The organism is Micromonospora sp. NPDC007220 (assembly GCF_040634035.1).
GTDB classification, from domain to species: domain Bacteria; phylum Actinomycetota; class Actinomycetes; order Mycobacteriales; family Micromonosporaceae; genus Micromonospora; species Micromonospora reichwaldensis.
In genome coordinates this window covers 357,255-369,853 of sequence record NZ_JBEYEU010000002.1, presented here as the reverse complement: position 1 = coordinate 369,853, position 12,599 = coordinate 357,255, and the positions used below count along the sequence as shown (strand labels likewise).

12 protein-coding genes are annotated in these 12,599 nt (G+C 77.0%); 7 read left to right on the top strand and 5 right to left on the bottom strand.

Annotated elements, in window-relative coordinates; all coding sequences use genetic code 11:
* Positions 1 to 650: 650 nt before the first annotated feature.
* From ABZ573_RS07830 to ABZ573_RS07820, 3 genes are all read right to left on the bottom strand, one after another.
* A complete protein-coding gene (locus ABZ573_RS07830) occupies positions 651 to 2,213 on the bottom strand; it encodes a DNA polymerase Y family protein (RefSeq protein WP_327029139.1) in 1,563 nt (520 codons plus the stop codon).
* A gap of 28 nt (positions 2,214 to 2,241) precedes the next feature.
* Positions 2,242 to 3,042 carry a hypothetical protein gene (locus tag ABZ573_RS07825; protein ID WP_358116598.1) on the bottom strand — a complete coding sequence of 267 codons (801 nt, stop codon included), beginning with the start codon at positions 3,040 to 3,042 and terminating at the stop codon, positions 2,242 to 2,244.
* 88 nt (positions 3,043 to 3,130) lie between these two features.
* Complete coding sequence (locus ABZ573_RS07820) at positions 3,131 to 3,580, bottom strand: SAV_6107 family HEPN domain-containing protein (RefSeq protein WP_132236251.1); 450 nt, start codon at positions 3,578 to 3,580, stop codon at positions 3,131 to 3,133.
* A 489-nt stretch (positions 3,581 to 4,069) separates the two neighbouring features.
* Here ABZ573_RS07820 and ABZ573_RS07815 point away from each other — a divergent pair, with 489 nt between their 5' ends.
* The 7 genes from ABZ573_RS07815 to crtI all read left to right on the top strand — a co-directional run bounded on the left by ABZ573_RS07815 (position 4,070) and on the right by crtI (position 10,601).
* A complete protein-coding gene (locus tag ABZ573_RS07815; protein ID WP_358116595.1) occupies positions 4,070 to 5,155 on the top strand; it encodes an EamA family transporter in 1,086 nt (361 codons plus the stop codon).
* A gap of 34 nt (positions 5,156 to 5,189) precedes the next feature.
* Positions 5,190 to 5,678, top strand: coding sequence for a YbaK/EbsC family protein (locus ABZ573_RS07810; RefSeq protein WP_358116592.1), 489 nt, complete (start codon positions 5,190 to 5,192; stop codon positions 5,676 to 5,678).
* A gap of 91 nt (positions 5,679 to 5,769) precedes the next feature.
* Positions 5,770 to 6,534, top strand: coding sequence for a monooxygenase (locus tag ABZ573_RS07805; RefSeq protein ID WP_358116776.1), 765 nt, complete (start codon positions 5,770 to 5,772; stop codon positions 6,532 to 6,534).
* A complete protein-coding gene (locus ABZ573_RS07800; RefSeq protein WP_132236245.1) occupies positions 6,531 to 7,106 on the top strand; it encodes a GNAT family N-acetyltransferase in 576 nt (191 codons plus the stop codon). The genes ABZ573_RS07805 and ABZ573_RS07800 overlap by 4 nt, the downstream gene beginning before the upstream one ends.
* Positions 7,103 to 7,978 (top strand): carotenoid biosynthesis protein, encoded by an 876-nt coding sequence (locus ABZ573_RS07795; RefSeq protein ID WP_358116589.1) that lies wholly within the window; start codon positions 7,103 to 7,105, stop codon positions 7,976 to 7,978. The genes ABZ573_RS07800 and ABZ573_RS07795 overlap by 4 nt, the downstream gene beginning before the upstream one ends.
* Positions 7,975 to 9,102: a glycosyltransferase family 2 protein gene (locus ABZ573_RS07790; RefSeq protein WP_358116587.1), complete on the top strand. Its 1,128-nt coding sequence runs from the start codon at positions 7,975 to 7,977 to the stop codon at positions 9,100 to 9,102. The genes ABZ573_RS07795 and ABZ573_RS07790 overlap by 4 nt, the downstream gene beginning before the upstream one ends.
* Positions 9,103 to 9,113: 11 nt before the next feature.
* On the top strand, positions 9,114 to 10,601 hold the full coding sequence (crtI, locus tag ABZ573_RS07785) for a phytoene desaturase family protein (RefSeq protein ID WP_358116585.1): 1,488 nt from the start codon (positions 9,114 to 9,116) through the stop codon (positions 10,599 to 10,601).
* A gap of 111 nt (positions 10,602 to 10,712) precedes the next feature.
* On the opposite strand, the gene ABZ573_RS07780 is transcribed toward crtI, so the two are convergent.
* Both ABZ573_RS07780 and metF read right to left on the bottom strand, forming a co-directional pair.
* Entirely contained in the window at positions 10,713 to 11,402 is a 690-nt protein-coding gene (locus tag ABZ573_RS07780; RefSeq protein ID WP_358116583.1) for a CDP-alcohol phosphatidyltransferase family protein, read from the bottom strand.
* Between the two features lie 43 nt (positions 11,403 to 11,445).
* Positions 11,446 to 12,363, bottom strand: a complete 918-nt coding sequence (metF, locus tag ABZ573_RS07775) for a methylenetetrahydrofolate reductase [NAD(P)H] (RefSeq protein WP_151457013.1) — start codon at positions 12,361 to 12,363, stop codon at positions 11,446 to 11,448.
* Positions 12,364 to 12,599: the final 236 nt, after the last annotated feature.

Below are 12,599 nucleotides of genomic sequence, written 5' to 3'. Positions count from 1 at the left end.
GACCGATCCTCGCCCGACGCCCCCGCGCCCGGCCGGCCCACACCCGTCCCGCCCGCACCCGGCCGACCCGCGCCCGATCGGCCAGTGCCGGATTCCCGACCGGAGAGCACACGCTCCAACTCCGACCAGGGCAGCTTCGGGTTGTGGAAGCTCATCAGAGCCCCTCCGGGCGGGCAGCCGAAGAAATCTTGGCGAGTTTGAGCCCCTGGAGGGGCCGAAACTCACCAAGATCCGAGAGCCTGCGTCCGGCGGTCCCGTCAACGGGGCAACTCGACAGCGTCGGCGGGACGGCTGGCGAAGCCTCACGCTGGCCGAACCGACCCTCCGGCAGGGCATCGGACCGGCCGGGCCGAGCCGCCGGCAGGGGCTCAACACGCCCGGACCGAGCCGCCAGCAAGACTCCACCCCTGCCGAGCTGAGCCGCCGGCAGGGCTCCGCCCCGCGCAGACCGGGCCGCAGGCGAGGCTCCTCCCAGGCCGAGCCGACCCGTCGGCAGAGCGTCGGGGCGACCCGTCGGCAGGGGTTCAACACGCCCGGACCGAGCCGCCGGCAAGACTCCACGCCTGCCGAGCCGCCCCGTTGGCAGGGCGTCGGGGCGAGCGGGGCGGTGAGGGCGGGGCGGGGGCCGGTCGATGACCGCGGGCAGGCGCTCAGTCATAGATCGCCTCCACCAGCCACCGCCCGGCCTCGACGGCGAGCAGCAGGGCCGTACCGTCGGCCAGGCAGACCTGGAACCGGGCCCGGCGGCGGGCCTCGGACGGCGCCCACCAGCGCTCGTCGACCGGCCAGGGGCCGGCCCAGCCGACGATCTCGACCGGCCGGGCGGCGCCCACGGTCAGCCGGGCCGGCTCGGCGCTGACCTGGAGCCGCGCGCTGACCTCGACCGGTGTGCCGGCGGCGTCGTGCACGACCGCGGCGAGCGGGTCGGGCAGCACCACGGCCGGTGCTGGTGGCGGCAGGCGGCCCGGCCACGGCGGCGGGACGGGCCGGGCCGGAAGGCGTTCGTCGCCCCACGGCACCAGGCGCACCTGGTCGGCCGGTGAGCGCCCGCCGCCGAGCACTGCGGTGACCACCGCCTCGGGGCCGAGGATGCCCTGCACCCGGCTCAACGCCCGATGCGCCCGCTCCCGCTCCTCGCCGGTCTCCCCCCACAGGCCGGGTTGCAGGCCGGCCTGTGCGACCACCCCGTCCGGGACCAGCCGCAGCCGGATGATGCCCGCCGTCGGGCGGGTCGGGCGGGTGCCGGCCCGGCCGGTGCTGCCGGACAGCCAGCCGTCGAGTTGCCAGCGCACCCGGTCGGCGATGGCCGCGGCGGTGAGCAGCCCGTCGTGCCGCCAGACCCGGTGCAGTTCCTGGCCGTGCGCGGTGACCGCCTCGATGCCGAGACGGGTGCAGGCCAGCCCGTGCGCGGCGAGCCGGTCGTGCAGCCGTTCGGCCAGTGCCCGGGCGGCGAAGGCCGCCGCGTCGACCCGGTCGAGCGGCTCGTCGTGGTCGGCGGTGACCGCGAGGTCGACCGGGGGTTGCCGGACTGCGAGTGGACGGTGGTCCCGCCCGGCCGCCAGCCGGTGTGCCAACGCACCGTCGAAGCCGAACCGGGCCAGCACGTCGCCGGCGGGCAGCGCGGCGAAGTCGCCCAGGGTGCGTACGCCGAGCCGGCGCAGCAGGTCGGCCAGGGCCGGGCGGCCGAGCGCCTCGACCGGCAGGTCGGCGAGGAACCCCGGTGTCCCGCCGGGCGGAACGACCCGTCCGTCGCGGGCGGCCAGCCCGGCGGCGAAGACCCCGTCGGCGATGCCGACCTGGCTCTCCACCGCGCAGGCCTGGGCGACGTGCTCGACGATCCGCTCGGCGGCCACCTCCTCGCCCCCGAGGTAGCGGCTCGGCCCCCGGGCCGCCACCGCGCACGCGCCGGGGCGTACCACCTCGACGCCGGCGACCAGTTCCTCAACGGCGGCGACCACCGGTTCGAACGCCCGGGCGTCCCGCCCGGGGTCGTACTCGACGGCGGTGAGCTGGGGGCATCGGCCCTGGGCCTCACGTTTGCGCAGCCCTCGGCGCACCCCTTCGGCGCGGGCCCGCTCGGAGCAGGCGACCACCCGGTTGGCGTGCAGCACGGCGACCGGGTCGGTGGCCGGCACCCCGTCGACGATCTCCGCGGCGAGCACCGGCCAGTCCGGGCACCAGAGCAGCAGGGTCCGCACGGGCGCGGCGGTCACGTCGGACCGGCCAGGGTGAGCGCGGCGGTCACGTCGGACCGACCAGGGTGAGCGCGGCGCGACGGGCCGGGGCGGTGGGCGTGGAGGCGACGGCCGGGCCGACCTGGCGGAGCCGGCCGGCGGTCGACCGGCCGGTGGCGGAGACGGCGGCGGCGGGAGCGGAGCGGGGAATGACCCGGGTGAGCCCGTCCCCGGGCAGCCAGACCTTGATCTCCTTGGGGCGGGCGGCGGCCCCGCGGCCCCGCGCGGAGACGGTGACCTCGCGGCGTCGCAGCCGGCCCCGCCCCTGCCCGAGCCCCTCCCAGGCGCCCCGGACCACCTGGAGGGTCACGTCCGCGCCGTCCCACCGCCCGTACGGGACGAGGACGCTGCCGCGCTGCCGGGCCCGGGCGGCCAGCCGGTTGGCGACCGAGGCGGAGACCGTCGTCGGCACGGCGGCGACCACGACGTCCACCCCGTCGATCAGCGCGGCGATGACGGTGGCCCACTCCGGGCCCGGGTGGGGCACCAGGGCGAGCCGGTCCAGGGCGATGCCCAACTCGGCGGCGGCGCCCGCCCCGAACGTCGGGACCCCGACCACGGCGCACCACGAGCCGGCCCGGGACGCCTCGGCGAGCAGCGCCAGGACCAGCGAGGTGCCGCCGCTGCGCCGGGGCTGGCCGGTGGCCACCGCAATCGTGCTGCCCCGTCGCAGTCCCCGGTTGGGCAGCAGCCCGGTCAGTTCGGGGGCCACCGGCAACAGCCGGTGGCCGGTCGCCGGGTCCGGCGCGCTCGCCGGGCGCACCAGACCGGCCAGTGCGGCGGAACCGACCACCATCCGGCCCGCCATCGGACCTACCCCCCGTCGTGCTGTCGGATCAGACGTGCGCGTGCCGCGCCGGGGCACCCGGTCGCCGTCGGCTGGCCGGGTGCCCGGGTCAGGCCGCGAGGCCGTCGAGTGCCGGTTGGTGGGCCACGCCGAGCGCGGCCTCCACGACCGTGACGAACTGCTCGGCGGAGCGCAGCAGGTCGTCGGCCTCCCGGGCGGTCACGACCCGTGGGATGCCGGCCTCGGCGGCGGCCCGCTTGCCGGCGCCGAGGGCGAAGAACCGGGCCCACTCGTCGAGCTCGGGGGCGACACCGGAGAGCAGGATCCAGACGCTGGTCACCCGGTGGCGTCGGGTGGGGGCGGGACGCGCCCGGGCGGCAAGCACGGCCGCGGCCGCGCGGAGCGCGGCCAGATGGGCGGCGGCGTAGCGGAGGCCGTCGGGACGGGTCTGGGCGGCCTCGGCCAGCCCGCGCCGGGCCACCGCGAGAAGCTGGGCGGGGGTGCGGTGCGGCAGCACGTGCGCCGGCACCGTCGGTGCCTGAGCCGGGTTGGTCGGCATGGGACTGTCTCCTCCACGTGGCCGAGGCGCCGTCCCGGAGACGGCCCTGGGCCGCCGGCGGGACGCCGGGTCGAGTGGTGCGGAGGAAGACGCACCGGTGGGGTGGCCGGCCGGGTGTGGACGCTTCCCCACACCACACCCGGCCGGCGTTACCGGCGGGTTCGTCGCCCGCCGCCCGGGGGTCGTGGGCGGCGGGCGACGCTCCTGCCTGACGGGCCCGGACTCGCGACTGCCCGGGACCCAGGTGCGGCCCGCGGAGCCGCACCGCCCGGAGCCGCGCCGCGAAACACCGCCCCGGATGGTTGGAACGGGCGTTCGAGGCAATCGAACACTCGTTCTAACTGCTGCTGACAGTACACCCTCCCTCCGACGAAAATGCAACGTGTGACGCGCGGACCTCGGTCGACGTCCCGGCAGGTGTCGGCCCCGGCGTCCGCCGCCGCAGCTGTGCTGGACGCCGGCAGGGGACCGCGGCGGTAGCCTCCGCTCGTGACAACCCCCCGCCCCGTCCTCGGGGTCGCCATGGTGCTCGCCTCGGCCGGGCTCTTCGCCGTCAACGGCACCGTCTCCAAGCTGGTGCTCCGCGCCGGCCTGGACGCCCCGCAGCTCACCCTGCTGCGCGCCGCCGGCGCCGTCACCGGGCTGCTGGTGCTGAGCGTGCTGCTGCGTCCGGGGGCCCGCCGGCTCCGGGCCACCCCCGGCCAACTGCCGCTGCTGATCGGGTACGGGCTGGCCGGGTTCTTCGCCGTACCGATGCTCTACTTCGTCGCCATCTCCCGGCTGCCGGTCGGGATCGGGCTGCTGTTCGAGTACACCGCCCCGCTGCTGGTCGCCCTCTGGGCCCGGTTCGGTCAGCGCCACCGGGTGCGCCCGCGGCTCTGGGCCGGTCTGGCGTTGTGCCTGGTCGGTCTCGGCTGCGTGGCCGAGGTGTGGGGCGAACTGAAGCTGGACGGCCTCGGCGTGCTCGCCGGTCTCGGCGCCGCGGTCTTCCTCGCCGCCTACTACGTGCTCGGCGCACACGGAGCGGCGCGCCGGGACACGTTGTCGCTGTGCACCTGGGCGTTCGGCGCCTCCGCCGTGGCGGGCCTGCTCACCCGCGCGGTCACCGTGGGCACCGGCGGCTGGGAGCCGCTGGCCGCCGACACCGAGGGGGGCGTGCCCGTGGCGCTGCTCTGCGCGTACGCGGTGGTGCTCGGCTCGATCGCGCCGTACCTGCTGGTGGCCGGGGCGATGCGGCACCTGCCCGCGACCAGCGTCGGGATCATCGGCATGGCCGAGCCGGTGCTCGCCTCGGCGGTCGCCTGGGTCGTCATCGGCCCCGGTGAGGCCCTCAACACCGCCCAGCTCACCGGCGGGCTCCTGGTGCTGGTGGGCGTCGCGCTGGCCGAGACGGCCCGGGTCGCCCCGGCCCGGGCCACCGCTCCGCCCACCCCGGACACCGCTCCGCCCGCCCAGGACGCCGTGCCGCCCGCCCAGGACACAGGGCCGCCCGCCCCCGACGCCGCCACCGTCCCGCCCGGAGCCGGCCGGACGTCGCCCCGCCCCGCCCGGTCGGGGCCCGGCACGGCCGGCTGAGCCGCCGACCGGCGTACCGGGAAGAATGGTCGACATGCAGCCACACCCGAACGTGCGGGCGGTGCAGGACGTGCTCGACGCCGCGGGCGCCCGGGACGGGTCCGGCGTGCCGAGCCTCGTCCGCCTGCTGCCCGACGCGGTCCACACCGCCGCTGCCGCCGCCGAGTCGCTCGGCGCCGCGGTCGGCCAGATCGCCAACTCGCTCGTCTTCGAGGCGGACGGCGCGCCGCTGCTGGTGCTCACCTCCGGCGCGCACCGGGTGGACACCGCCGGCCTGGCCGCGTCCATCGGGGTCGGCCGGCTGCGCCGGGCCACCCCGGAGTTCGTCCGCGCGCACACCGGGCAGGTGATCGGCGGGGTCGCCCCGGTCGGCCACCCGCGCCCGTTACGCACCCTGGTGGACACCGCCCTGGAGTCGTACGACGAGATCTGGGCGGCCGGCGGCGTGCCCCAGGCGGTCTTCCCCACCACGTACCAGGAGCTGCTGCGGGTCACCGGCGGCGTCCCGACCGGGGTGGCGTGAGCGAGCGGAGCGAGCAAACCATGGGGCTCAGCAGCGTGGCGCCTCGCGCCGCCGTGGAGCGGAGCGAGGCGGTGGCGTGAGCGAGCGAACCATGGGGCTGAGCAGCGCGCGAACCGTGGGGGCCGACGTCCCGGAGCTGGTCACCCTGCACGTGTGGCGCACCTCCCGCGCCGCGCTGCCCCGGGCGTTGACCCGGATGGCGGTCGACCCCCGCCGGCTGCGGGCCGTGCCCGGCGTGCGGTTCGGCAAGCTGCTCGGCACCGGGACCGGCACCGGCTTCGGGCCGGGCGACGCCGACCTCACCCGGTGGGCGGCGCTGACCGTGTGGGACTCCCCCGCCGCCGCGGCCGGCTTCGACGGCTCGCCAGTGGGACGCGCCTGGGCGCGGATCGCCCGCGCGTCCGTCCGGGTCGACCTGCGCCCGCTGAGCAGCCGGGGCGAATGGTCGGGGCGCCGGCCGTTCGGGGAGCCGCCCGGCGGCCGGGTCTCCGGCCCGGTGCTGGCGCTGACCCGGGCCCGGCTGCGGCCCCGTCGGGCGGCCACCTTCTGGCGGGCGATCCCACCGGTGGCCGCCGCGCTGCACGCCGCGCCCGGCCTGCTGGCCCGCTTCGGCGTCGGCGAGGCCCCGCTGGGCTGGCAGGGCACGGTGAGCGTGTGGCGCGACCCGGCGGACCTCGTGGCGTTCGCGTACCGTCACCCGGAGCACCGGGCGGCGATCATGCGGACCCCCACCGAGGGGTGGTACGCGGAGGAACTCTTCGCGCGGTTCGAGGTGCGCGACGTGGTGGGTGACCGGGCGGTGCTGGGGTGGGTCGCGGACGGCGATCCGGGAGCGGCGGAGGGTGTACGGGCATGAGGTTGGTGCGGTGGACGCCGGACGATCTCGTCCGACGGCTGGACGACGTGGTGGCCGTCTACGGCGAGGCGATGGGCTACCGCCCTGAGCTGCTGGAGTCCCGACGCGGCTACATCGCCACCCACGTACGCCGGCCCGGCTTCCGCGCCGTCGCCAGCCTGACCAGCGAGGGCCACCTGGCCGGCTTCGGCTACGGCTACCTGGGCGGCTCCGGGCAGTGGTGGCACGACCAGGTCTGGCGGGCACTGGACGCCCCGACCCGGCAACGCTGGCTGACCCACTGCTTCGAGGTGGTGGAGCTGCACGTCCGCCCGCCCGCGCAGGGGCACGGCCTGGGCGCGCGGCAGCTGCGGGCCCTGCTCAGCCTGGCGGAGGGGACGACCACGCTGCTCTCCACCCCCGAGGCCGACGAGCAGCGGTCCCGGGCCTGGCGGCTGTACCGCCGGTTCGGCTTCGCCGACGTCCTGCGCGACTTCCACTTCCCCGGCGACGAGCGCCCGTTCGGCGTGCTCGGCCGGGACCTGCCGCTGGAGCCGCCGACACCCACCCCGCCCGGCCGGCCCGTGCCATGACCCGACGGCTGTCCTGGGCGCTGCTGGCCGTGCTGGTGCTGGCGCAGATCTGCTACCCGCTGACCACCGGGGAGACCAGGGCCCGGCTGACCGTCGCCACCGTCGTGCTCGGCTACCTGCTCTCGGTCGGCCACGCGCTGCTCAGCCGGGGCCCGCGTACGGCGGCGGCGCTGGTCGCGGTGGCCACGGTCGGCGGGTTCGCCATCGAGGCGCTCGGCGTGGCCACCGGCTTCCCGTTCGGCAGCTACGACTACTCCGGCGAGCTGGGGCCGAAGCTGGCCGGGGTGCCGCTGATCATCCCGCTGGCCTGGACCTGGATGGCCTGGCCGGCCTGGCTGGCCGCCACCCGGCTGACCGGCGGCGACGCCGGGGACCCGCGTACCGGCGGCGACTCCGGCGGCCGGCCGGGGCGCCGGGGCGGGCGGTTCCCCGTCCGGCGGATCGCGCTGGCCGCCGTCGGGCTGGCCGCCTGGGACCTCTTCCTCGACCCGCAGATGGTGGCCGAGGGCTACTGGGTCTGGCGGGACGCCACCCCCGCGCTGCCCGGCCTGCCCGGCATCCCGGTGAGCAACTACCTGGGCTGGCTGCTCTTCGCCGTGCTGATGATGAGCGCGCTGCGCCCGCTGGCCGGGCCCGCCGTGGCCACCACCGACGGGCGGGACGGCCCGATGTTCGCGCTCTGGCTGTGGACGTACTTCTCCAGCGTGCTGGCCCACGCGGTCTTCCTCGACCTGCCCGCCTCGGCCCTGTGGGGCGCGGTCGGCATGTCGGTGGCCGCCGTGCCGCTGGCGGTCACGCTGATCCGCTCCCGCCGCGACGACCGGCACGGGACCCGTCAGCCGCAGCGCCCCGGCGTCGACGCGACGGCATGACCGCCGTCCTCGCGCTGCTGCTCGGCGTGGCCGCGCTGACCGCGCACACCCTGCTCAACGCCGGCCGCTGGCTGCGCCGCCCGGCCGAGCGGCCGGCGCCGGTCACCGAGCCGGTGGCGGTGCTGCTGCCGCTGCGCGACGAGGCCGCGCGGGTCACCCCGTGCCTGCGCGCGCTGCTCGCCCAGCGGGGCGTGCCCCGGCTGCGCGTGGTGGTGCTCGACGACGGGTCCACCGACGGCACCGCGGACGTGGTCCGCGCGGTGGCCGGCGACGACCCCCGGGTCACCCTGCTCGACGGGGTCGCCCCGCCGCCGGGCTGGCTGGGCAAGCCGCACGCCTGCTGGCAGCTGGCCACCCGGGCCGACCCCGCGGCGACCGCGCTGGTCTTCGTCGACGCCGACGTGGTGCTCGCCCCGGACGCGGTCGCGGCGGCCGTCACCGAGCTGCGCGCCGCGCGGGTGACGCTGCTGTCGCCGTACCCCCGGATCCTGGTGGCGACGGTGGCCGACCGGCTGGTCCAGCCGCTGTTGCAGTGGCTGTGGCTCACCTTCCTGCCGCTGCGGGCGATGGAGCGCTCGCGGCGGCCGTCGCTGGCCGCCGCCGGCGGGCAGTTCCTGGTGGTGAACCGGGCCGGCTACGAGGCCGCCGGCGGGCACGCCGTGGTGGCCGGGAAGGTCCTGGAGGACGTCGAGCTGGCCCGCGCGGTCAAGCGGGCCGGCGGCCGGATCGCCCTCGCCGACGGCTCGCGGCTGGCCGCCTGCCGGATGTACGAGGACTGGCCGCAGCTGCGCGACGGCTACTCGAAGTCGCTCTGGGCGACCTTCGGCAACCCGGGGGCGGCGGCCGCCGTGGTGGCCCTGCTGCTCCTGCTCTACACCGCTCCCCCGCTGCTGGCGGTCGTCGCCCTGGCCGTCGGCGCGCCGACGGTGGCCGCCGCGGCGCTCGCCGCCTACCTGCTCGGGGTCACCGGACGGGCGGTCAGCGCCCGGGCGACCGGGGGCCGGTGGTGGCCCGACGCGCTGGCACACCCCGTGTCGGTCGTGGTCCTCGGTTGGCTGACCCTGCGGTCGTACCATCTGCGAAAGCGGCGTCGCCTGTCCTGGCGCGGCCGCCCCGTCACCTAGGGAGGCGCGGCATGGCGCGGATCGTGGTCGTCGGCGCCGGGGTGGGAGGGCTGGCCACCGCCGCCCGGTTGGCCGCCACCGGGCACCAGGTCACCGTGCTCGAACGCGCGGGCACCGTCGGCGGCAAGCTCGGCCGGTACGTCCGCGACACGCCGGCGGGCGCGTTCCACTTCGACACCGGGCCGAGCCTGCTCACCCTGCCCGACGTCTTCCACGACCTGTTCGAGGCGACCGGCGCGAAACTCGACGAGTACCTGGACCTGACGCCGGTGGACCCGATCGTCCGGCACGTCTTCCCCGGCGGCGGCCCGGCCCTCGACTCGTGCGCCGACCCGGCCGAGTTCGCCGCCCGGATCGGCGCGGCCTTCGGCGACCGGGCCGCCGCGGACTGGCAGCGGCTGTGGCGCCGGGCCGCGCGGGTGTGGCAGGCCTCGGACCGGGACATCCTGCGCCGCCCGATCGACTCCCCGCAGGACCTGGCCGCGCTGGCCTGGCGGCTGGGCGACCTGGCCGCCATCGGGCCGGGCCGGACGCTGCGCGGGCTGGGCCGACGGCACCTTTCCGACCCCCGGCTGCGGATGCTGCTGGACCGGTACGCCACCTACACCGGCGCCGACCCGCGCCGGGCGCCGGCCGCGCTGGTCGCCGTGCCCTACGCCGAGCTGACCTTCGGCGGCTGGTACCTGCGCGGCGGGCTGGGCACGCTCGCCGACGCGCTGCTCACCCGCTGCCTGGACCTCGGCGTGGTCGTGCGGACCGACGCCACGGTCACCCGGATCGACGCCGCGGGCGGCCGGGTGCACGGCGTACGCCTGCGCGGCGTCACCGCCCCCGTCCCCGCCGACGTGGTGGTGGCCAACGTCGACGCGCTCACCCTCTACCGGGACCTGCTGCCCAGCCCGCGCCGGCTGACCGGGCTGACCGACCGCAGCCTGGCCGGTTTCGTGCTGCTGCTCGGCCTGACCGGGGACTCCGGGCTGGCCCACCACAACGTGTTCTTCCCCGGCGACTACGACGCCGAGTTCGACGCGGTCTTCGGCCACCCAGGGCGCGGCGTGCGGGCCCGACCGGCAGCCGATCCCACCGTCTTCGTCACCGTGGCCAACGACCCGGTGGTCCGGCCGGCCGGCCACGAGGCGTGGTTCGTGCTGGTCAACGCACCCCGGCACGGCACCGCCACCGGTGCCGTCGACTGGCGCCGGCCCGGCCTCGCCGAGGCGTACGCCGACCGGGTCCTCGACGTGCTGGCCGAGCGGGGCGTCGACGTGCGGGACCGGCTGGTGTTCCGGGAGGTCCGCACCCCGGCCGACCTGGACGACGCGACCGGCGCGCCCGGGGGATCGATCTACGGCACCGCCGGCGGCCTGCTGCGCCCGGCCAACCGGGGGCCGGCGCACGGGCTGTGGCTGGTCGGCGGCTCCAGCCACCCCGGCGGCGGCCTGCCGATGGTGACCCTCTCCGCCCAGATCGTCGCCGACGACATCGGCCCCGCCTGGTAGCACCGGCTGCCGGGTAAGGAAGGGCACTGGTCAACGCCTGAGGTAGCGGAAGGGCACCTTCCTGACACCACGGCACCCGGTCAGAGGCCGTTCGGACGGGCCCGCGCGCGGTCAGCCGGCGTCGATCAGGGCGCGGCGGACGGCGGAGAGCAGCTGGCCAAGGCCGAACCCGGCCAACAGCACCCAGACGGCGGTCGCCATGGTGATCGTGCCGGCCGGCAGGTCCGGCTCGATCAGCCCGGTCAGCCCGGCCAGCAGCAGCCCGACCAGGGCCACCGAGACCCGGGTGGGACGCTCCCCCACGGTTACCGCGCCGAGTTCCCGCATGCCGGCGGAGACCGCCCGGGCGCGGACGTACTCGTGCAGCCAGGAGAGCGCGCCGGCGGTCACGACGAGCGCCCCCGGCGCGCCGATCAGCCAGAACGCGGCCAGCCAGGCGACCTCGCCGAGCCGGTCGGCCAGCGAGTCGTAGACGTAGCCGAGCCGGGTGGTCCGGTTCGTGGCCACCGCCACCGCGCCGTCGACGCTGTCCGCCACCGCGGCGAGCAGCACGAACAGCGCCGCGAGGAAGGGACCGTTCTGCGGCCGTACGGCGAACAGCGGCACGCAGGCGCAGAGCAGCACGCCGACCACGGTGACCGGGGTCGGGCCGACCCGCAGCCGGCCCAGCACGAACCCGACGTAGTAGGCGAACCGCAGCCAGGCGCGGACGACGGGGGCCGCCGCCCGGGGGTCGAAGCCCCCGTGCAGCCGTGCCCAGGCCGTGGCGTACTCGTCCCAGTTCAGCTGTGTGCCCACCACGGAACAACCGTCGCACCGCCGTTCAGGTGTCGCGGCACCGGGGTCACACCCGCGCGTCGACCTGGAGGTTCTGCCACACCTCGCGGGTGGCGGTGGAGCGGTTGAGGGTGATGAAGTGGATCCCCGGCACGCCCTCGTCGAGCAGCCGCCGACACATCTCGCTGGCCTGCTCGACGCCGAGCCGGCGCACCGCCTCCGGGTCGTCGGCGACCTTCGCGAACCGCTCGGCCAGGGCCGGCGGGAAGGGTGCCCCCGAGAGCTGCGTGGAGCGCTCGATCGTGCCGATCTGGGTCACCGGCATCACGCCGGCCAGGATCGGGGTGTCGCAGCCGGTGGCGGCGACCCGGTCGCGCAGCCGCAGGTAGTCGTCGGCGTCGAAGAACATCTGGGTGATCGCGAAGTCGGCGCCGGCCCGGCACTTGCGCACGAAGTGCTCGGTGTCGCTGTCGACGTCGGTTGAACGCGGGTGCTTGTAGGGGAAGGCCGCCACCCCGACGCTGAAGTCGCCGGCGTCGCGCACCAGGCGGACCAGGTCCTCGGCGTAGAGCACGCCCTCGGGGTGGCGCACCCAGTCGCCGCCCGGGTCGCCCGGCGGGTCGCCCCGCACGGCGAGCACGTTGCGCACCCCGACCCCGGCGAGCCGGCCGATGACGTGGCGCAGCTCGGCCACGGAGTGGTTGACCGCGGTCAGGTGGGCCATCGGCAGCAGGGTGGTCTCGGTGGCGATCCGCTCGGTGACCGCGACGGTGGTGTCGCGGGTCGACCCGCCCGCGCCGTAGGTGATCGAGACGAACGACGGACGCAGCGACTCCAGCTCGCGGATCGCCTGCCACAGCAGCCGCTCGCCCTGCGGGGTCTTGGGCGGGAAGAACTCGAAGGAGAAGGTCGGCTGGCGGTCACGGATGAGCTCCCCGATCGCCGGCTGCGGATTGGGAAGGACCGATGGAAGACCGAGCGCCACGCCCCGACTCTAGCGGGCCGGGCCCTCCAGGCCGAGACCTTCCCACACTGGTGGACGCCGGACCGCACGGCCGCCGGCCCCGCCGGGGCCGGAAAGCGTCGTACCCCCGGAGTAGTCATGGGGTTGCGCGGGGTGGGCCCGGCCGGAAGGCCGACCCGCCGGGGGCACGCGCGGGGGTCAGCATCCACCGGTGGCGCACCGGTCCCGTTCCGGGGCCCGCGCCACCGCCTCGCCGA

Coding starts and splice junctions, on each gene's coding strand:
- ABZ573_RS07820 (WP_132236251.1), bottom strand. CDS start 3,580: ATGCCGACCAACCCGGCTCAGGCACCGACGGTGCCGGCGCACGTGCTG.
- ABZ573_RS07800 (WP_132236245.1), top strand. CDS start 6,531: ATGAGGTTGGTGCGGTGGACGCCGGACGATCTCGTCCGACGGCTGGAC.
- crtI (WP_358116585.1), top strand. CDS start 9,114: ATGGCGCGGATCGTGGTCGTCGGCGCCGGGGTGGGAGGGCTGGCCACC.
- ABZ573_RS07795 (WP_358116589.1), top strand. CDS start 7,103: ATGACCCGACGGCTGTCCTGGGCGCTGCTGGCCGTGCTGGTGCTGGCG.
- ABZ573_RS07790 (WP_358116587.1), top strand. CDS start 7,975: ATGACCGCCGTCCTCGCGCTGCTGCTCGGCGTGGCCGCGCTGACCGCG.
- ABZ573_RS07825 (WP_358116598.1), bottom strand. CDS start 3,042: ATGGCGGGCCGGATGGTGGTCGGTTCCGCCGCACTGGCCGGTCTGGTG.
- ABZ573_RS07805 (WP_358116776.1), top strand. CDS start 5,770: ATGGGGCTGAGCAGCGCGCGAACCGTGGGGGCCGACGTCCCGGAGCTG.
- ABZ573_RS07810 (WP_358116592.1), top strand. CDS start 5,190: ATGCAGCCACACCCGAACGTGCGGGCGGTGCAGGACGTGCTCGACGCC.